This window comes from Haloferax prahovense DSM 18310 (assembly GCF_000336815.1).
In the GTDB taxonomy this organism is placed as follows: domain Archaea; phylum Halobacteriota; class Halobacteria; order Halobacteriales; family Haloferacaceae; genus Haloferax; species Haloferax prahovense.
In genome coordinates this window covers 73,161-93,540 of sequence record NZ_AOLG01000058.1, presented here as the reverse complement: position 1 = coordinate 93,540, position 20,380 = coordinate 73,161, and the positions used below count along the sequence as shown (strand labels likewise).

Sequence of the window (20,380 nt, the reverse complement as noted above, 5' to 3'; positions counted from 1 at the left end):
TCGGAAAAACGAGTGCGTCGGGCGTCGCCTACCGCTCGACCGTTTCTGGCTGCACCGAGACGACGGCCTCGTCCATGTCGCCGTAGTTGCCGGCGAGGAGTACCGAGGACTCGCCGTCGCTCTCGCCGCGGACGCGGGCGAACGGCTCGCCGTCGTCGGGGGCGACGCAGCCGCCGATTCGGAGGTTCTCGACGCCGTCTGCCTCGACTGCCGGCCCCTCGTCCGCCTCGGCCTCGAAACCGTCGAGGACGACGGTCGAACTCGCTTCCGCGGTCAGCGGGGTCCCGCTCCCGTCGGGGACCGTCACGCGAACGTCTTTGAACGAGACGCGACCGAGCGACTTACAGAAGACGCCGTGTCGCTGGTCGTACCCCTTCGCCATCGCCGGCGAGAGGTCCGAGGCGTCGAACGGGCGGGTCGCGTCGATGTCCACGTCGGTAAAGGAGATTCCCTCGAACCGCTGTTCGGGGAGGCCGGCGAGGAACGCCGCCGACTCGACCTCCTCGGCGGTGATGTGGTGGAAGTCGACGTTTCGGACGTTCGGCGTCGCCTCGGTGACGGGCTTGGGGTCGCTGTCGATGTCCGTCTGGTAGTAGCCGTTGATGACGAACGGGCAGGCGACGCGGCGCATGATGATGGTGTCGAACCGGAGGTCCTCGACCGTCCCGCCGCGGCCGCGCTTGGACTTGATGCGGATGCCGCGGTCGGTGTCGGTGAAGGTGCAGTTCGTGACGGTGACGTGCCGCACGTCGCCGGCAGTCTCGCTCCCGATGACGACGCCGCCGTGGCCGTGTTCGACCGTACAGTTGGTTACGACGACGTTCTCGGTCGGGCGTCCGACCTCGCGGCCCTGCTCGTCCTTGCCGGACTTCAGGCAGATGGCGTCGTCGCCGGCGTCGATGTGGGTGTCGCTGACCCTGACAAAGCGCGAGGAGTCGATGTCGATGCCGTCGCCGTTCGGGGCGTCCGGCGGGTTCTGAATCGAGACGTCGTGAATCGTCACGTCGTCGGAGTAGACGACGTGCGTGTTCCAGAACGGGGAGTTCCGGAGCGTCACGCCGGAGACGGTCACGTTCTCACAGCCGTCTATCTGGAGCAGCGGCGGGCGCACCGTGAACGTGCTCACCTCGTCCTGCTGGTTGCCGCTTCGAATCTCCTCGAGTCGCGCGGCGAGTTCGGAGGGGTACTGCTCGGGCGGTAACGACACGAACTCCCACCAGTAGGAGCCGCCGCCGTCGATGATGCCCTCGCCGGTGATGGTGACGTTCGAGGCGTCGGCCACGTGGAGACACGGGTGGAAGCCGTCTTGGTCCCACCCCTCCCAGCGGCTCTCGACCGTCGGGAACTCGGTGAAGTCCTGGACGAACCGGAGTTCCGCCCCGTTTGCCAGTCTGAAGGTCGTGTCGTCGCCGACGCGGAGCGGGGCGCTGCGGTACGTCCCGGGCGGGAGATACACCTCGCCGCCCTCGCCGGCGCAGTCGTCGAGCGCCGCCTGAATCGCCGCCGTGTCGAGCGAATCGTCGTCTTCGATACCGTAGTCGCGCACGTTCCGCTGTTCGAGAGTCACGCCTGAAGCATCCGCGAGCGCGTTCATAAACGTTGTGCCGAGGTACCACGACGCACCGAAATCGGCGACGAGAGGCGAGACGAGAGACGGAAGCGGGGGCGGAGAGAGCACGCCGACTCAGAGTCGGTCGCGCAGGAAGGGCCACGCGCCGGCCTCGAAGAAGCGGTGGCCGCCGTCGCCGACGAAGAGGCTGCACTCTCCCTCGGCGTCCGCAGCGCGGTACCGACCCTGGATGCGGTCGAACGCCCGTCTCGTCCCGGCTATCGGGAAGATGGGGTCGGATTCGCCCGCGACGATGCGGAGCGACCGCGGAGCGACGAGGCCGGCGATATCCCACACTTCGCCGAGGCGTCGGAGGCCGGGGACGTAGTTGCACAGGCAGTGGTCGATGGGGACGATGGAGTCCTCGAACGGACAGACCGACGCGCAGGCGACGACGTGCCCGATTCGGTCGTCGAGCGCGCCCGCGAGCAGCGCGACGGTCCCGCCGCCGGAGTGGCCGCAGACGGCCAGTCGGTCGGCGTCGAGCGCGGAGTGCCCCTCGACGAAGTCGACCAGACGACGCACGTCCCACACGCGCTCGCCGACGAGCGACCGGCCGAGGAGTTGGGCGCGCTTCTGCCAGCGCGTACACGCGCTGACGGCGTCGGACGAGTCCGAGTCGTCGGATGTGTCGGGTGACAGCTCGCCGAAGGCGCGCATGTCGGGAGCGACGACGGCGAAGCCCCGCCGGGCCGCCTGTCGGGCCATGTCTCGTCGGTCGTCGGCGATGTGACGGCCGGCCGCCTCGCCCTCGGCGACGCCGGCGGCGAGGTCTTTGCCGTGTTCGGTGTGGCCGTGAAGCGCGACGGCGACGGGGTACGGCGGGTCCACCGAGTCGGGGAGAAGCAGGTAGAACGGGACGCGGAACCCCCGTTCGGTGCGGACGCTCCACGTCCGTCGCTCGTAACTCCGGTGTCGAACCGTCGCTTCCGGATGCTCCCGTCGCCTCGGGTCGATGTCCTCGACGGCGCTGTCGCGAATCGCCGGAAATCCGAGCACGTCGCGCAGTTCGGCGCGGAACGACTCCTGCCACGCCTCGAATTCCTGTCCTGTCTCACCCGCGTACGCGGCCGAGCCGTCGGTCGCTCGGAGGACGTCGTCGAACCAGTCGTCGTAGTCGAAGCCAGTCATTCGGTGTCGTTCCGACGAACGCAACGGGTTCACAAGTGCGTGTCGACGTCGCGGATCGGAGGATTGTTCCCCGTAGGCGAACAAACCTAAATGCGAATGAAATCGGGCGTAAAACCCATCACTCGTCGGTTTTCGGTCGTTTTCGATGGAGAACGAACCGACCTGAAATCGGGAGAATGAGCATTACGGTTGTAGCGTCGTCACGGCGCGTGGCGAACCGAGTCAATCCCCATTTCCGCTAGTAGAGGCCACAAATGCCACGATTCTGATGTTCGCGGCGGCGACTGGGACGCCACTCAGCGAGGACGCCCAACCGAATTCGGATGTTGAGTTCCCCATACGCGAACAAAAACTAACATCTCAATTACAAATTAGGAACGAAAATCGGAAGACAGCGGCGAGATAGCGATGAAAGTGATACTATGATATGAAGAACAGTGATGAGCCGAGTCGGGAGAGACGACGAGAGAAAACAGAAAGCCGAAAGCGTTCAGTCGAGGGCGTCACTCAGGTAGCCGCACCGCCAGAAGACGACGCCGACGGTCGCGAGGAGCACGCCGGCGAGGGCGAAGTCCATCATGAGGACGACGTACGACGCGGTCCCGCGTTCGATGCCCGTCATCGCGAGGAGGCCGAGGACGACGATGAGCAGCGTAAACGAGAGCACGCTCGTCCACAGCATCTTCTTTCGGCAAATCCAACATTTGAAGTACGACCGTTCTGAGGTTCCCATTACCGGCGATTTCGCAAAACGGGATAATAGTCCTTTGGGGGACCGCCCCGCGCGTCGCGAGAGTCACGGGCGCGGCCGCGTAATCGAATAATGTCAGTAGATAATTACCATTATCGATGGGTATATATGGGATAGTCATAATGGGTACTGTGTGATGGATTCGCAAAGCAGCGCTGAGTCCGACAAGTGGATCAGCGACGACGAGTGGGAAGACGTATCGCCACAGACGCGCCGTCGTCTGCTTCGAAACGCGTTCGGTGCCACGGCCGGCGCCGCTGCGCTGGCTGGCTGTAGTCAGGGCGGGAACGAGGATACGCCGACGCCGCTCGAGAACGAAGGCGGTGGCGGCGGGAGCACGACGACTGACGGCGATTCGACCAGCCAGTCGTCGGGTCGAACGCTCGACCACATCATCTCGCTCGCGCCGACGAACGCCCGGTTCAATCCGTACGGCAACGCCGCGAACTTCTCGTTCCGGTGGTACTGGGCGATGTTCGACCAACTGGCCGTCCACGACAAGGTGTCGAACAAGACGAAAGGGATGGTCGTCGAGGACTGGGAGTACGCCGACAACGGACAGGTCGCGTGGAACATCCGCGACACCTACACGTGGCACAACGGCGACGACCTGACCGCGGAGGACGTGGCGACCCAGCTCAAAATCGGCAAGCTGATGCAGACCGTCCACAAGGGCTACGGCGCGCAACCGCTGTACGAGAACGTGGAGACGACCGGGAAGTACGAACTCACGTTCGACCTGGTCGAGCCCGACATCAGCCGGGAGATATTCGAGTTCGGTCACATGAAACGCCGCGCGTGGCTCTGGGCGCACCGAGACATCTGGGGGAAGTACGCCGAGATGTTCGACGACGCCACCACCGAATCGGAACGGACCTCCGCCCAGCAGGAGATGATGCAGGCGGTTCAACAGAACGTCTGGGACAACGCGAACGTCCCGGGGAACTCCGTCTGGGAGTTCGTCAGCGGAGAGGAGAACGTCGCGCACTTCGAACCCTACGACGACTACGTCAGCCCCTTCAGCGACGCCGAGTGGTCGAACGGCGAGATTACGGGCGACATGATAGACTACAGCCTCGACTGGCACCGCTACCCGAACCAGCAACAGCGGACCAAGGCGATGCAGGAGGGCGTCATCGACGTGAGCTACCCGCCGGAGTCGCAGTCCGCTCGTGACCGGCTCAAGGAGAACGGGTGGGGGCCGGCCGACAGCCTCTCCGAGGACCAGATTACGCCGCAGATGCGCAGCGGGGCGATGGGCGTCCTGCTCAACTGTCAGAGCGACATCACCGGCGACCCGCGCGTCCGGAAGGCGATTCACCACATCGTCCCCCGGAAGCCGCTCGTCGAGTGGGTTCCGGACTACGGCACCTACTGGGTCGAAGACCGCATTCCGTCCGGCATCGGGCAGGACAAGGAAGTGCCATGGTTCGGCGGGAACTCGAACTGGCCGAGCGGCGACCTCGCGAAGCTCGAGCGGTACGCCCACACGGAAGACGACGTGGACGAACAGCGGGCGACCGAACTCCTCGAGGCCGCCGGTTTCTCGAAGTCGGGCAACCGCTGGAAGGACCCGAACGGGGAGAACGTCACCCTTCGGTTCTACACGGCGACATCCGACGAGGAGCCGATGGCCCTACGGTTCGCACAGATCGCGAAGTCCTACCTGGACGACTTCGGTCTCCAGACCGAAGTGACCGCACAGGAAGCGACCATCCGCGCCGGCAAGACCATGGAGTCCGGCGACTGGGAGTTACTGTTCGACAACTGGGGCGGTGCGAAGTCCGGCCCGCCGTTCCTCGGCTTCTCGAACTCCTTCAGAGTCCAGGAGTCGCTGTCCGGACAGCCGCTTCCGAGCAACGACAGCTGGGCGATGGACCGCGTCGTCGAGGTTCCGTACCCCATCGGCGACCCGGCCGGTGACCTCCAGGAAGTCGACGTCATCGACAAGCTCAACGAGCTCCGGACGCAGATGTCGGACGAAGAGCGCAGACAGAAGGTCGCGGAAGTCTCGTGGATATTCAACCAGTCGCTGCCGATGATGCTCATCAACGAGGAGGGCGGCACGGGCGGCTACTGGCTGAATCACGACAACTGGGCGACGAAGCCCCCGAACGACAACCTGAACCCGGCGTACCGCTACGAGATCGTCGAGATCGGTCAGTACTCCTACTGCCAGTACATGGCCAAGATGGGAACCGAATACTTCCACCCGGCGGAGGGAGGCCAGTAACCGCGCCGAGCGCCGCCACCTGAACGAGAAACCGTCGTCTCACCGAGTCAGTCAGAACGTATCAGCCATACGGTGAACTCCCCGTCCGGAGGCGCAACGCGCCGCCTCCGGACGCGACGACGGCGAGGTCGGTTCGGTCGAGTGCGGACGAAAGTAGCCCTATTCATAATGATTAAGTACCCACATGAGAGGTAAGAACTAGCAAGGATGGTCGAGAAAAATTACTACGTGCGCCGGATAGCGCAGGCCCTGATAACGGTCTGGGCGGCGATCACGTTCTCGTTCGTGACGGTTCGGCTCATTCCCGGCGGGCCGATGGACTACATCGCCGCGCAGATCAGACAGCGGTCCGGAGGGGCGGTTTCGTCGACCCGCCTCAACCAGATGGTCGAGATGTACTCGAACATCAACCCGGACAAGCCGATGCTGCAGGCGTACGTCGAATACATCGTATCGGTCGCGCAACTGGACTTCGGACGGTCTATCTTCTACGCGGACCCGGTCTGGAACGTGCTCGGACCGGCAATCCCGTGGACGATGTTCGTCTCGCTTTTCGCCCTCGTCATCGGCACCATCATGGTGTTTCTCATCGGCGGCTTCCTCGCCGTCCACGAGGGCGACACCTGGGACGTGGTCGGGAGTTACTTCGTCATCTTCTCCGACGCCGTCCCGTACTACATCGTCGGGCTCGTACTGCTTTTCACGCTCGGATTCGGTACCGAGTTCTTCCCCAACGGGGGGCGGTACGACAACGCGCTCACGCCCGGGTTCAACATCGAGTTCATGGCCAGCGTGCTGCGACACGCGGCGCTGCCCATCATGTCGTTCGCGCTGACCTCGTGGGGCGGCCTCGAGTTCCGCGCGCACTGTACCCGCATCATCGGTGAGGACTACGTCGACGTGGCGGAACTCAGGGGACTGCCCGACAGCCGGATTCAACTGCGGTACATCGGGTGGAACTCGATGCTGCCGATGTACACCGGCCTCATGGCCGGCCTCGCCAGCCTGTTCGGCGGGTCGGTCATTATGGAGCAGATATTCCGCTACCGCGGCATGGGCTTCTACTTCTACGAAGCCACGATGGCGCGGGACTACACGACGGTCATGGCGGCGGTCATCCTGTTTACCATCGTCACCGTCATCGGCCTGCTCATCGCCGACTTCACCTACGGCTTCATCGACCCCCGCGCCGGGCACACCCAGCGCGAGTCCTACTCGCGGTCGTACCGCGAAACGCTCCAGCGGTTCGTCAACCGCCTGCGGGGCGGCGGCGCGGACGAGACCGAAACCATCGACGACCGCATCGAAGGGAACCGCATCTCGGCCAGCGGCGCGATGAGCTTCGACGTCGATAGCTCCGACTTCTCGCGCGGAGAGTACATCAGAGAGCGAATCGACCAGAGCCTCCTGACCCCGTTCCGCATCATCTGGACCTCGCCACGGGCGCGGGTCGGCGCGATAATCCTCGGTATCTTCGGCTTCCTCGGGCTGTTCGGGCAGTTCCTCGTCCCCGAGGTCAGGCCGATGCAGGGGCCGATTCTCCTGCAACCGCTGGAGAACATGCGCTACCCGCTCGGCACCGACGACATCGGGCGCGACCTCCTCGCACAGCAGGTGCTCGCGACCCGCCCGATGCTCATCATGATGCTGTCGGGCGCGGCGGTGACGCTCGGCCTGGCCATCCTTCTCGGCGTCACGGCCGGCTACCTCGGCGGCGTCATCGACAAGGTGCTCATGACGGTGACGGACGTGATGATGAACATCCCCGGCCTGGCGCTGGTCATCGTCCTCGCCGTGATTCTCGAACCGAAGAGCCCGGTGTTCGTCGGGGTCGTGCTGGCCATCGACAACTGGCCACGGTTGGCCCGACAGCTCCGCTCGCAGGTGCTCACTATCCGCAGTGAGTCCCACGTCGAGGCCTCGCGGGTGCTCGGACTGCCAACGTCGAGCATCCTCTCGAAGAACGTCATGTCCCGGCTCATGCCGATGCTGACGATGGGGACTGTCGGCTCCATGCGGAACATCCTGATGGAGTCCGTCGGCCTGTACTTCATCGGCGTGCTGCCGTTCACGACGAGCAACTGGGGCGTCGTCCTCAACATCGCCCGCAACGGCGGCGCGCTGTCCGGCATGGACCGCTTCCACTGGCTGCTCGCGCCGATACTGTTCATCGTCACGATGACGTACGGCCTCCAGCTGTTCGCGCAGGGGACGGACCGACTGTTCAACCCCCGCCTCCGCGCGCGGCACGCGGCCACCGTCTCGACCGACGACATGGAAGGCGGTCGCGGCGGCTCGGAAGGCGGCGACGGTGCCGCATCGGCCGCGGACTAACCAACCGGACCAGCCGGTCCGTTTCGCGTCGCTGCTTTTTTCGATTATCTCGACCCGAGAGCGGTCGTGCCACGCTGTCTCAGGGAAAAGGTTAACACACGCGCTATCGACCTACGAAACGGACTTCAACCATGAAAGTGGAGAAAGAAGGAAATACGACGCGGTACCTGCTCGGCCTCGTGATACTCGTAATCCTGCTCATCGGGGTGTACTACGGATTCACCATGATGTGATCAGAACAGTCGGTACGCCCAGAGCAGTACCCGGAACGCGACGGCGACGAACACCAGCAATCCACCGATTATTCCGAACATTCCCGCCCAGACGCCGGTCTGAAGGGCGGCACCGAAGAGAATCAACAGCGCGCCGAGGAAAACCACCGTCGAGGTGACACCGCCGATTTTGGAGCGAACTGTCCACAGCACGTTCTGTCGCGTTTGCGCTTGCGCCATGTCAGCACGGACATCGCGGACGAACTTATAGTTTGCCGGTATCGGCAGCCGAACCGCCCGAAGACTCCGATATCGACGCGCATGGACTGCGCTGGCGGAAAGTATTAAGTAGTATTGAACGTGATAGATTCCTACTACGGTCACATGTTGACGATAGGCACGCGTGACGGGTGGGGTCGCTCGCCCGCCGTACGAACCGACGAGAGGGACTGACCATGGCGACACAACACACCAAACAGAAGATGCCAGACGAGCCGACGGCCGAGCACAACGTGCTAGAGATAACGAACGCGAGCGTCGCGTTCGCGATGGAACGCGGGGACGCCCGAGTCCTCGACGACGTGTCGATAAACGTCCGGCGGGGAGAAGTCCTCGGCGTCGTCGGCGAGTCGGGCTCCGGCAAGTCGATGCTGGCGGACTCCATGCTCGACGCCATCGACTCGCCGGGGACGCTCACCGGCGACGTGGTGTTCAACCCGCCGGAGGGCGGCGAGCCCATCAAGGTCAACGACCTGAGCAAGGAGGAGCTTCGCCGGTTCCGCTGGGAGCGCGTCTCGATGGTGGTCCAAGGGGCGCTCGACTCGTTCAACCCGACGCTCAGCATCGGCGACCACTTCGTCGAGACGCTCCGCGCGCACGACTACGACATCCAAGAGGGGATGGAACGCGCCCGACAGCTCATCTCCGACGTGCACCTCGAACCCGACCGCGTCCTCGACGCGTACCCCCACGAGCTGTCCGGCGGGATGAAACAGCGCGCGCTCATCGCGCTGAGTCTCATCCTCGACCCCGACGTGCTCGTGATGGACGAGCCGACCGCCGCGCTCGACCTCCTGATGCAGCAGTCGATTCTGAAGCTCCTCTCGGAGCTGAAAGCCGAGTACGACCTCACTATCGTCATCGTGACGCACGACCTGAGCCACGTCGCGCGCATCTCCGACCGCCTCGCGGTGATGTACGCCTTCGAACTGCTCGAACTCGGCCCGGTCCAAGATATCGTCATGGACCCCGCCCACCCCTACACGCGGGAGCTACTCAACTCGATACCCGACATCGACGCCGACCTCGACGAGATGGCGTCCATCGAGGGGACGAGCCCCGACCCGCTGAACGTCCCGAAGGGCTGTTCGTACCACACGCGATGCCCGCTCGCCGACGAGCAGTGCCGGGCGACGAACCCGGACCTCATCGAGGTGTCCGAGGACCACGGGGCCGCGTGCTTCTACACGGACGAAGCCCGCGAGACGATTCCCCTCAAGAAGGAGGTCTCGAAATGAGCGACGACCCCCTGCTCCGCGTCGACGACCTGAGCGTCCACTTCGGCGGCAACGAGGGCATCCTCGACCGCTTCCTCGGCGACGACAAGGGCGTCGTCCGCGCCGTCGACAACGTCTCGCTCGACATCGGCGAGAACGACGTGGTCGCGCTCGTCGGCGAGTCCGGCTGTGGCAAGACGACGCTCGGAAAGGCCATGATCGGACTCCAGCGCCCCACCTCGGGGACGGTCCGCTTCCGCGGACAGGACATCTGGAAGTCCGACCTCGAACCCGGCGACATCCCGTACAAGGAGATTCGGAAGTCGCTCCAGATGGTCCACCAGGACGCCGGGAACTCGCTGGACCCCAACCGGACGATATTCAAGAACCTCAACCCGGCGCTGAAGAAGTGGCGGCCGGAACTCAACCTCGTCGAGCGCCGGGAGCTCGTCCACCAGATGCTCGACACGGTCGGGCTCACGCCCGCAGACGACTACGCCTCTCGGTACCCCCACCAACTGAGCGGTGGGGAGGCCCAGCGGACCGTCATCGTCCGGTCGATGCTCCTCGAACCCGACCTCATCCTCGCCGACGAGGCCGTGAGCGCCCTCGACGTGTCGCTGCGGGTGAACCTGATGGACCTCCTCCTCGAACTGCAGGAGATGTTCAGCACCTCGTTCGTCTTCATCTCGCACAACATGGCGAACGCCCGGTACCTCGCCGGTCGCGCCGACGGCCGCATCGCCGTCATGTACCTCGGCCGCATCGTCGAAATCGGCCCGGCGGACGAGATTATCAAGAACCCCCAGCACCCGTACACCAAGAGCCTCCTGTGGGCGACCTCCGGTCTCTCGGAGATAAACGACCCCATCGAGACGCCGCCGGTCAGGAAAATCGACATCCCGGACCCGGAGAACCCGCCGAGCGGCTGTCGGTTCCATACCCGCTGTCCCGAGGCGCGGGAGTACTGCACGTCGAACACGCCCGACCTCTCCGGCATGAGCGGCCCGTCGGACCGCCACGAGGCGGCCTGCTTCGACGCGCACGACAGAATCGACTACCGGAACAGCGAGCCAATCACCGACGACCTCGACATCGACGTCGCGGACGACGCGGAACAGCCGGCCGACTGAAAGAGAAACCTCGATTCGGACCGTCGTTCAGACGCCGTCGCCAACACCGAAACCGGTACCGGCACCGACACCTGTTTTCGCTCCCGCACTGACGCCCGTTTTCACTCCCGCACCGATTCCTGCGTTCACTCCCGAATTCACTCCGCGTCGCCCGCCGGGCCGACGTCAGTCGGGAAGCCGTCGGGGACCGACGGCGGACGCTCGCACTGCGCCGAGAGTTCGACGTACGCGCCCTCCTCGGCGGACTCGCGGATGCCGTCCATCGTTTCGAGGACGTGGAACCCGAGGTCGCCGCTGGTCCGGTGGTCCCAGTCGGAGTCGAGCGAGTACGCGAGGTCGACGAGGCCGAGACCGCGCTGTTGGCCGGGGTGGTCGCGCTCGACGGAAATCTCGCGCCACTCGCCGTCGTCGTCGTCGCTGAGGTGGACGCGGGGCGTCCCGTCGAACCGGTTGGGGTCGGTGACGCTCAGCGTCCCCTCGGTGCCGTATATCTCGAATCCCGGTAGTTCTGACCCCCACACGTCGAAACTCGTCAGGAGCGTCCCCGTCGCGCCGCTTTCGAAGGTCACGACGGCCGTCTCGTGGGTCGGCACCGACACCGGAATCCGCTCGCCGCGGCGCGGTTCACTCGTTATCTCGCGCTCTGCGAACGGCGTGTTCGCGGTCCCGGCGACCGACCGAATCGGGCCGAGGAGCGTCACGAGCGACGTGAGATAGTACGGCCCCATGTCGAAAAGCGGACCGCCGCCTTCCGCGTAGAAGCCGTCGGGGTCCGGGTGCCAGTGCTCGTGGCCGTGGTTCGACCAGAACGCCGTCGCGCCGACGGGGTCGCCGATGCGGCCCTCGTCGATGAGGTCGCGACAGGTCTGGATTCCGGTGCCGAGAACGGTGTCGGGCGCGACGCCGACGGTCAGTCCGCGCTCGTCGGTGGTCTCCAGAATCGCCTCGCCTTCGGCCTTGGTCGCCGCGAGCGGCTTTTCCGTGTAGGCGTGCTTGCCCGCTCGGAGGGCAGCGGACACGAGGTCGCCGTGGGTGCCCGCCGGCGTGAGTACGACCGCAACGTCGATTTCGGGGTCGGCGAGCAGGTCCTCAGTCGGGAGGATGCGGGGGATGCCGTACTCGTCCGCCTTCGATTTCGCGCGGTCCTCATCGAGGTCGGCGCAGGCGACGATGTCGAGGGCGTCGAAGCGGTTCCCCGCCTCGAAGTACACGTCGCTGATGGCTCCACAACCGATGATACCGAGAGTCACACTCTCCATACCGGGGCGACGCGGGAGAAGTCCTAATAGTTGTTGACGGAGCGAGCGCGAGAGCGGAGTCGAGCAGTTGTTACAACTGGAAAAGATGGCGCACACGGCGGCTGGTCGAGTCTCGATTCGAGCCGGGGTTCGTTACAGTCGTGTCAGCTCGGCGGGTCAGGGAGGGCTCGCGCCCGACTCTTCGACGGCGAGCGCCCACTGAGCGACCCAGTCGCGCAGACCGCTGTCGGGGACCGAAAGCGAGCGCGTGCTTCCGCCGTGGTCGGGGTAGCCACCGACTTCGCCCTCGTCGCCGGGGATGCCGGGGGCGTTCGCCGGGTCCGAGACGTCGGTGTCGAGGCTTCGGTTGCGAATGTTGTCGATGACGCGCTGTTCGTGGCTGATGCGGTCGGCCGGGCGAGCGCCCGCGTACGCGAGGTTGTGGCTCTCGACATCGGTGGCGGGCATCGCCGTGAGTCCGCTGGGCCACAGGGGACGAGAACCGAGTTGCGTGGCCGAACAGAACGTCCGCCCGTTCAGGCCGGGGTCGGCGACGATGTTGTCTTCGATGTAGACGCTGCCGTCACCCTTGACAATCGCGTCGGACCAGTCGAACCGTCCGAGGTACGCGTTGCCGACGACGCTGGACTGAGCGCCGGGAGACGCCCAGATGGCCTTGTCGAAGTAGTAGACGATGCTGTTGGCGATGACCGACTGGGTGTCGTCTTTCAGCCGCGGGTTGCGGTCGTTGTTCGCGGCGTAGACCGTGCCGAGGATGGCGACGTTCTGCGCGCCGTTACCGACGAGCGAACCGTTGGAGTTCTCCTCGGGTTCGTCGAGCCCCTCGGCGACGAGGCAGTTCGCGAAGGTCGTGTCGGTCGTGTTGTAGCCGACAGAGAGGTTCTCGTCGCGGCCCCAGTAGGCGCTGCAGTGGTCGAAGATGACGTTCGAGGTGTCGTCGGCGTTGTTCATCGGGTCCGCGCCCTCGGCCGCGCCGCCGTCTTCCCCGCGGAAGATGCGGAGGTGCTGGACGACGCAGTCGTTCGCGTCGACCTGAATCATCCCGTTGATGAAGGTGATGCCCGGCGAGGGAGCCGTCTGGCCGGCCACCCAGCACTTGTCGTTCGTGATAGAGAGGTCGCCGCCGCCGAGGTCGACGACACCGCTGGCCTCGAAGACGACGAGGCGCGGACCGTTCGCCTCGAACGCCGCGCGGACGGCGCTCTCGGTCGCCTCTTGGACGCGGTGAACGGTCACGCTGTCGTCGAACCACGAGGCGTCAGCGAACCCGGCGTCCACGTCGAAGGAGGACCCGCCGGACGCGTCGCCGTCGGACCCGCCGTCGTCGGAGCCTCCATCGCCGGACCCGCCGCCGCCGTCGCTGGTCGAGACGCTACCGGCCACGTCCACGTCGCCCACGTCGTCGTTGCTCGACGGCGACAGGCCGGAGAGACTCTCGAACTCGGCCGTCGAGAGCGTGCCGGCGCTGTGGCTCGTCACCGCGAGGCCGACGTAGGCGTCCTCCGCGAAGTCGATTTCTCCGGGGGCGATGTCGGCGATGAGCGTCCAGTTGCTCCCGTCGGTCGACCCGTACGCGGAAATCGTGTCACCGCTTCGTGTGAGGCGGAGCCAGTCGGCGGTAATCGACCCGCCGCTCACCTCGCTCTCGCCGCTCCCGCCGTCGGACGTCGTGCTGACCGTGTCCGCGCCGGCGGCCGAGCGCCACTGGAGCGATGCCTCGCCGTTGGGTCGGCGGCGAACCATGGCGTTCTCGGCGTCGGCGTTCAGCGTCTGCCGGACCATGAGGCCCGCTTTGGCCCAGCTATCGGTGTTTTCCAAGGCGGTGTTGTGGACGACGACGTCGAAGTCGCCGCTCACTTCCTCGTAATAGTAGTGGAACCCGTCCGCGGCGTCCCAGATGTCTTCGCCCGCCCCCTCGACAGTGACGGTGGTCGCCGCCGCAGCAGTTCCGCTGAACGTCGCGACGGTACCGATACTACCTGCTCCGAGTGCACGCAAGAACGTGCGTCTGTTGGGAGTCATGTTATGACACCAACAAGACTCAGAACCCGCCCCGTAATAAAAATTGTTGGCGGATGATCATTATCGGGACGTAAACGGTCGAATCCCAGCCACTCAGGGCGTATCAGGCTCCGCGAAAACGCCGCGTCGGTCGAACGACCGGTTGCGGTGAGGTCGGTCGTGAGGTCGACTCAGTCGTGAGGTCGCAGTCGAGCGAGTCAGCGAATTCAGTCGTCCGCGTCGCGGAGGTCGCCGACCGACGACACCGATACCCACTCGCCGCGACTGTCCGAGCGCTCGGCGGCGAAGATGATGTCCACTCCCTTTCTCGCCTCGTCCGGCGGCACCATCGGCGGTCGGCCCGCGGAGACGGCCTCGACGAAATCGCGTATCTGGGCGACGTGCGGGCCGTCGGGGCGCGGGTCGGGGAGGTCGACGGGCTGTTTCTCCCCGTTCACCTCGAACAGTTCGACGCCCGTCTCGGTGACGCGAAGCGTTCCCTCCGTCCCGTTGAATTCGAGGCTGATGGGCTGTTGGGGCCGCGTCGCCGTGGTCGCCGACACCTGCCCGAGCGCGCCGTCTTCGAACCGGAGCGAGAGCGCGGCCGTATCGGGAGCTTCGATGTCGTGATACAGCGCGTCGCCGGTGCCGGCAACCCGTGACACGTCGCCGGCGACCCACTGAAGCAGGTCGATACCGTGGAGCGCCTGCGTGAACAGAACGCCCCCGTCGAGGTCCGCGCTGCCGTGCCACGACGAGTCGTCGTAGTACGACCGGTCGCGGTGCCACTTCACCCGCACGTCGGCGAACACGAGCCGTCCGAGCCGACCGTCGCCGACCACCTCGCGGGCGAACTGCATCGTGGGAAACAGCCGCCGCTGAAGGACGCAAGCGAGGGTGACACCGGCGTCGCGGCAGGCGGCGACCATGTCGTCGACGCGGCCGGGCGTGATTTCCAGCGGTTTCTCGCAGAGCACGTCGATGCCCGCCGCCGCGGCGTCGACGACGATGTCGCGGTGGGCCCCGTTGGGCGTGCAGACGCAGACGGCGTCGAGCGCGGCGTCGGCGAACAGGTCGGCGTGACTGGTGTACGACGGACAGCCGTGCGTCTCGCCGAACGACCGGGCGGTCTCCGGGGTGTGGTCTGCACAGCCCGCGAGTTCGACACCGTCGGTGTCCGCGAGCGCTTCGGCGTGGGACCGTCCCATGCTCGCACAGCCGACGATGCCGACCCGAATCGGCGTCTCAGTCATCGGCGCTCACCGTCTGGCGAAGGGGAAGTAGCGACTGTAGGCGTCATCGACTCGAACGTCAGCGGGCGGCGTGATAAGCGTTTACCAGCGGGGCCGAGCGGTCGCACGGCGCGGCTCACTCGGGCGAGAAACTCTCCGTGAGCGTCCGCCCGACCAACCCGGCGGCGACGAACGCGAGGACGCTGGTGCAGACGAACGCCGTGGCGTAGTCGAACCGGGTGGCGAGCACGCCGACGAGAAGCGGTCCGAGGACGCCGCCGAGGCCGCGGGCGGTCGACCGGAGCCCCATCAGTTCCGACTCGCGGTCGACGGGGGCCACGTCGGCGACGAAAGCGATAGTGCCCACGGTGAGCATCGAGAACGTGACCGCGTGGACGACGAAGGCGGTGCTGCTGATACCGATGCGGGCGAGCTGCCCGTCGGGAACGAGCGCGAGAACGACGACGAGCGCCTGCACGCCGCTGCCGGCGAGTCCGCCCACGATGAGCTTCTTCCGGCCGATGCTGTCGCTCAGGCGACCGAAGCTGTACATCGAGACGACTCGGACCGCGGGACTGACCGCGAGCACGGCACCCATGACGACGTTCGAGAGCCCCACGTCGGCGACGAGGAACACCGGAACGACCGAGATGAAGCCCTTCTCGGTCATGTTCCGGAGGACGATACCGACGTACAGCCAGCCGAGTCCGGTCCGCTCGAACAGTTCCCGCCGCGCGCCGCCGGGGAGGAGTCGCCCGCGGACTTCCCCAAGGAGTCGACCCGTGGTCAGCGTCTCTTCGGACGGCGGCGTCGGGTCGGCGATGCGGAGCGTGAGGAGCGTCGCCACGAGGCCGAGGCCGACGACGACGAGATAGAGGTCGGTCGGCACGAGCAGGCCGACGAGATAGCCGACGAACAGCCGACCGCTGATAGCCCCGCTAGAGCGGGCGCTACTGTAGAAACCGATGGAACGTCCGCGCTCCGACTCGCCGCCCGACTCGCTCACGATGGTGAGAATCACCGACTGGAAGCCGGCGGTGAACACCGCGAAGAGGCCACGACAGGCGATTTGGAGCGGGACCGAGGCGGTCACGGTCAGCGGGGCGATGGCGAGCGTCGAGAGGAACGCGGTCCCGATGAGTATCGCTCGCCGCCGACCCGTGATGTCGGCGATTGCGCCCCAGACCGGGGCGAACACGAACAGTCCGAAGGAGAACGCCGCGTACGCGAGGCTCACCGCGAACGGCGACCCCTGTTCTCCGATGTAGAGCGCCATCGCCGTGCCGAAGAGCGACCCACACGCGACGCGAGAGATACCGATGAGCGCGAGTGCGCTCCGCTGCCCTCGACTCGCTGGTCGAGCCTGCTGATTGACTACCACTACGACTCGGTGTGACACTACCACCCAATAAAGATTGGCGAGCCGGAAGGCGATGCGCCGAGGACGGCGGCGCGAGACTCGATGCGACCGTCAGGTCGACGGGCCGGCGCGGGCGATGGCGAACTCCGTGAGTCCGTGTCGCTCGGCGCACGTCCGGTCGCCGTCGGCGACGGCGAGAAGATACGCTTCGAGGTCGTCCGCGTCGGTCTCGCGGGCGTCGAGGTCGATATCGTCGGGGACGGCCGCGAGCGTGTCCGCGTCGCCCGAGAGTTTCACCACCGGAACGATGGGATGGCCGGCGGGCGTCCCCTGTCCCGTGACGTGGAGGACGAGGTGCGCGCCCGCGGCGGCGAGGCCGGTCGCGGCCTCCTCGACCCGAGAGGGCGCGTCGAGCAGCGTCACCGCGCCGGCGGCGGCATCGGCAGCGTCCGTTTCATCGACTCGTTGGCCGTACGCCGCGACTCCCGTGACCGGCGCGTTGCCGAGGAATCCCGTCGCCGCGTCGAATCCACGGGCCGCCGCCTCCGTTCCGACGCGCGTCGCCCTCGCGGGGCGGCCCGCCGCGTCGAGCAGTCGGTCGGCGGCCGCGTCGCCGACGAGCGACCGGGTCTCCTCGGGGTGCGCGGCGAACCGCTCGTTGCCGGCGACGACGACCCGCCCGCCGGCTGACGCGACCCGCTCGACCAACTCGGCGACGAGCGGGTAGGCGTGCCGTCTGGTCGAGTCCGCGAGGTCGTCGACGACGACGCCGACCGTGAGGTCACCGAGGGTCGCCGTCTGTTCGTCGGCTGTCGCGGTCGCCCCGTCCGTCCCCTGAGCGGCGGCCGACTCCCGGAGGTCGGCGACGGCGGCCGTGCCGCGGTCGACGCAGGCGTCGGTCCCCCCGGCGTCCTGTATCGTGAGTTCGCGGACTGGAAGCCCGCGTTCTTCGACCGCCGCGGCGACGACGTCGCTCCGGACCGTCTCGCAGCCGAGGCCGACGACGACCGTACCCGCGACGTTCGGGTTCCCGGCGAGGCCGACGAGCGTCCGTTCGGTCTGCTCGGCGTCCGCGCCCAACTGCCCGCAGCCGTGGTCGTGGGGCGCGGCCACCGCACCGGGCGAACCGGCGGCTATCTCCTCGGCGACGACGTGCGAGCAGATGACCGACGGGAGGACGAGCACCCGGTTTCGGATGCCGAGGCGGCCGTCGGGTCGGCGGTGGCCCGCGAACGAGTCTGGGGTGACTCGGCGGCGGTCCGGGTGTGGGTTCCGGGTCATCGCTCCACCTCCGCCGCCACGTCGCCGCGGCCGCGGGTGCTCTCGCAATTGTGCGTGTGGACCCACTCACCGGCCGCGACAGCCGCCGTGGTCCGCCCGATGACCTCACCGTACTTGCGGACCGTCTCGCCGGCCGACAGCGGGTCGAGGGCGAACTTGTGGCCGAACGGAACGTCGTCGGCGAGCGTCACCGCGCGGTCTCCGTCGCGGACCTCGCGCCCGGCGTCGAGGTCTTCGAGCGCCGTCGCCACGCTGTCGCCGTCGGCCAGCACGAGGGCGCCCCCGTCGAGGACGCGGCCCTTCATTTGCCCCGCACCTCCGCGAGTTCGCGCGGGTGGACCTCCGTGATGGCGAACTCCTCCATCCGGCGCGTCTCGGCCCCGGTTCGCTTCCCGTCGGCGACGGCGAGCACCTCGTCGAAGACGCGCTCGCCCGCCTCGGAAATCGTCGCGTCGCCCTCGACCACCGCCCCGGCGTTCACGTCCATGTTCGACCGCATGCGCTCCCACGTCCGGGGATTTCCCGTGACCTTCACCACGGGCGCGACGGGGTTGCCGGTGGTGCTCCCGCGCCCGGTGGTGAAGACGATAATCTGCGCGCCGCCGGCGACCTTGCCGACGACGCTCTCCACGTCGTAGCCCGGCGTGTCCATCAGGACGAGGCCGCCGCCGACCGGCAGGCGCTCGGCATAGTCGACGATGCCGCGCACGGGGGTCGTCCCGCCCTTCGAGATGGCTCCGAGGCTCTTTTCCTCGATGGTCGTGAGGCCGCCCTCCTGATTGCCGGGCGAGGGCTGTGCGCCCCGGAGGTCGACCCCCATCAGGTCGGCGGTCGCCTCGCGGCGCTCGACGCGGTCGAGCAGTCGGCGGCGGGTCTCCTCGTCGGCGCATCGCTCCGCGAGGACGTGTTCCGCGCCGATGAACTCCGGCGTCTCGCTGAACGAGGCGGTTCCCCCGGCCGCGACGAGACGGTCGCAGGCGTCGCCGACGGCGGGGTTGGCGGCGATGCCCGAGGTGGCGTCACTCCCGCCGCACTCGACGCCGACGACGAGTTCGCTCGCGTCGGCCGACTCGTGGCGGGCGTCCGCGGCCGCCTCGTTCAGCGAGTCGAGGGCGGTGCGCCCGCGCTGGAGGGCCGCGGCCGTCCCGCCGACCTCGCGGACCGAGAGCGTCTCGACCGGCTTGCCGTCTCGGGCGATTCGGTCCGCGAGGTCGGCGGCGTCGATGTCCTCGGTTCCGAACTCGACGACGAGCGCCGCGCCGACGTTCGGGTTGCGCCCGACGCCGACCAGCACCCGCTCGGTCTGCGCTCGCGCCTCGTCCGGTTGGTTCGCTCCCATCTGGTGCGGCGTCGCGCGCGCCCACGCCCCCGCCTCGGCCGCGATACCGCGGGCGACGCAGGACGACGCGACCGAGGTCGGAAGGACGGCGACGTGGTTTCTGACCCCGATGCGGCCGCTCTCCCGGCGGTAGCCGGTGAACTCTCGTCTCATACCACGCGATTCGGTAGCGCCCGACAAAGTGGTTTCGTCGGGTGCGGGCGGAACGCTCTTGCGGGCGGGTCGAGTGAGTGAGACATATGCGAACCTACGAGGTCAGCCGCATCGACGCGGACAGGGCGGTCCCGCTGACCGGCGCGGTCGACGGGACGGTGTGGGAGCGGGCGAACGTCGCCCGACTGGACGAGTACGCGTGGGGCGACGAACCCGGCCCGGAGACGACGGTCAGGGCGCTGTTCGACGCGGAGGCGCTCTACCTGCAGTTCCACGTCGAAGACGACGAGATAACCGCCGACGTGACGGAGCTGAACGGTCCGACGTTCGAGGACAGTTCGGTCGAACTGTTCGCCACGCCGGCCCCGCCCGACGACGGCTCGCCGGGGCGGTACTTCAACTTCGAGGCGAACTGCTGCGGTACGTTCAAACTCGCGTGGCAGGAGCCGGACTGGCGCGAGCGCGACATCGGCCGCGACCTCGTCTCGCCGACCGACGCGGCGGCCGTCGAGGTGGAAACGTCCGTCCCCGGCCCCACGAAAACCGCGTCCCCGGACGACGACGCGTGGTGGCTCGCGGCGCGGCTCCCGCGGTCGACGCTCCAGTCGTTGACCGGCCTCCCGCTCGAACTCGACTCGGAGACGGTCTGGCGCGGGAACTTCTACCGGAGCGGTCTGCCCGACGCGCAGAAGGGGACGTGGAACCGAATCGAACTGCCGGAGCCGACGTACCACTCGCCGACGTACTTCGGGCGCATCGAGTTCGAGTGAGCGGTCGCCTCGGGCGGGTGCCCCGGACGAAGTCGCCGAGCAAGCCGTGGTGGCACCGAAACGACTTTTCGCGCGGGAACTGAACG

At 66.9% G+C, this 20,380-nt stretch carries 16 protein-coding genes; 5 read left to right on the top strand and 11 right to left on the bottom strand.

All coding sequences use genetic code 11. The features are described 5' to 3' along the window. Window positions 1-28: 28 nt before the first annotated feature. From C457_RS18935 to C457_RS18925, 3 genes are all read right to left on the bottom strand, one after another. On the bottom strand, window positions 29-1,567 hold the full coding sequence (locus tag C457_RS18935) for a glycoside hydrolase family 28 protein (protein ID WP_049913730.1): 1,539 nt from the start codon (window positions 1,565-1,567) through the stop codon (window positions 29-31). Window positions 1,568-1,684: 117 nt separating this feature from the next. Further along, window positions 1,685-2,740 (bottom strand): alpha/beta hydrolase family protein, encoded by a 1,056-nt coding sequence (locus tag C457_RS18930; RefSeq protein ID WP_008097182.1) that lies wholly within the window; start codon window positions 2,738-2,740, stop codon window positions 1,685-1,687. 490 nt (window positions 2,741-3,230) lie between these two features. Then, window positions 3,231-3,473 carry a hypothetical protein gene (locus C457_RS18925; RefSeq protein WP_229722663.1) on the bottom strand — a complete coding sequence of 81 codons (243 nt, stop codon included), beginning with the start codon at window positions 3,471-3,473 and terminating at the stop codon, window positions 3,231-3,233. 154 nt (window positions 3,474-3,627) lie between these two features. Between C457_RS18925 and C457_RS18920 the strand changes: the two genes are divergently transcribed. Together C457_RS18920 and C457_RS18915 are read left to right on the top strand one after the other, a co-directional pair. Then, a complete protein-coding gene (locus tag C457_RS18920; protein ID WP_008097178.1) occupies window positions 3,628-5,724 on the top strand; it encodes an ABC transporter substrate-binding protein in 2,097 nt (698 codons plus the stop codon). 207 nt (window positions 5,725-5,931) lie between these two features. Further along, complete coding sequence (locus tag C457_RS18915) at window positions 5,932-8,058, top strand: ABC transporter permease subunit (RefSeq protein ID WP_008097170.1); 2,127 nt, start codon at window positions 5,932-5,934, stop codon at window positions 8,056-8,058. A 233-nt stretch (window positions 8,059-8,291) separates the two neighbouring features. Here the strand turns inward: C457_RS18915 and C457_RS18910 are convergent, their stop codons facing one another. Further along, window positions 8,292-8,510 carry a hypothetical protein gene (locus tag C457_RS18910; RefSeq protein WP_004041212.1) on the bottom strand — a complete coding sequence of 73 codons (219 nt, stop codon included), beginning with the start codon at window positions 8,508-8,510 and terminating at the stop codon, window positions 8,292-8,294. Window positions 8,511-8,725: 215 nt separating this feature from the next. Here C457_RS18910 and C457_RS18905 point away from each other — a divergent pair, with 215 nt between their 5' ends. Beyond that, window positions 8,726-9,787: an ABC transporter ATP-binding protein gene (locus C457_RS18905; protein ID WP_008097169.1), complete on the top strand. Its 1,062-nt coding sequence runs from the start codon at window positions 8,726-8,728 to the stop codon at window positions 9,785-9,787. Further along, on the top strand, window positions 9,784-10,899 hold the full coding sequence (locus C457_RS18900) for an ABC transporter ATP-binding protein (RefSeq protein ID WP_008097168.1): 1,116 nt from the start codon (window positions 9,784-9,786) through the stop codon (window positions 10,897-10,899). Before C457_RS18905 ends, C457_RS18900 begins: the two co-directional genes overlap by 4 nt. 137 nt (window positions 10,900-11,036) lie before the next feature. On the opposite strand, the gene C457_RS18895 is transcribed toward C457_RS18900, so the two are convergent. The 7 genes from C457_RS18895 to C457_RS18865 form a co-directional block, all read right to left on the bottom strand. After that, window positions 11,037-12,158, bottom strand: a complete 1,122-nt coding sequence (locus C457_RS18895; protein ID WP_008097167.1) for a Gfo/Idh/MocA family protein — start codon at window positions 12,156-12,158, stop codon at window positions 11,037-11,039. Between the two features lie 156 nt (window positions 12,159-12,314). Further along, the gene (locus tag C457_RS18890) at window positions 12,315-14,180 is read right to left on the bottom strand and encodes a hypothetical protein (protein ID WP_083864326.1); all 1,866 of its coding nucleotides are present in this window, start codon (window positions 14,178-14,180) and stop codon (window positions 12,315-12,317) included. A 206-nt stretch (window positions 14,181-14,386) separates the two neighbouring features. Then, window positions 14,387-15,412: a Gfo/Idh/MocA family protein gene (locus C457_RS18885; protein ID WP_008097164.1), complete on the bottom strand. Its 1,026-nt coding sequence runs from the start codon at window positions 15,410-15,412 to the stop codon at window positions 14,387-14,389. A 115-nt stretch (window positions 15,413-15,527) separates the two neighbouring features. Then, complete coding sequence (locus C457_RS18880; RefSeq protein ID WP_081442863.1) at window positions 15,528-16,712, bottom strand: MFS transporter; 1,185 nt, start codon at window positions 16,710-16,712, stop codon at window positions 15,528-15,530. 150 nt (window positions 16,713-16,862) lie between these two features. Next, window positions 16,863-18,032, bottom strand: coding sequence for a UxaA family hydrolase (locus tag C457_RS18875; protein ID WP_008097162.1), 1,170 nt, complete (start codon window positions 18,030-18,032; stop codon window positions 16,863-16,865). Continuing rightward, window positions 18,029-18,337: a UxaA family hydrolase gene (locus tag C457_RS18870; protein WP_008097161.1), complete on the bottom strand. Its 309-nt coding sequence runs from the start codon at window positions 18,335-18,337 to the stop codon at window positions 18,029-18,031. Before C457_RS18870 ends, C457_RS18875 begins: the two co-directional genes overlap by 4 nt. Further along, window positions 18,334-19,524, bottom strand: coding sequence for a UxaA family hydrolase (locus C457_RS18865; RefSeq protein WP_008097160.1), 1,191 nt, complete (start codon window positions 19,522-19,524; stop codon window positions 18,334-18,336). The genes C457_RS18870 and C457_RS18865 overlap by 4 nt, the downstream gene beginning before the upstream one ends. A gap of 86 nt (window positions 19,525-19,610) precedes the next feature. Here C457_RS18865 and C457_RS18860 point away from each other — a divergent pair, with 86 nt between their 5' ends. Further along, window positions 19,611-20,294, top strand: coding sequence for a carbohydrate-binding family 9-like protein (locus C457_RS18860; RefSeq protein ID WP_008097159.1), 684 nt, complete (start codon window positions 19,611-19,613; stop codon window positions 20,292-20,294). Window positions 20,295-20,380 lie beyond the last annotated feature (86 nt).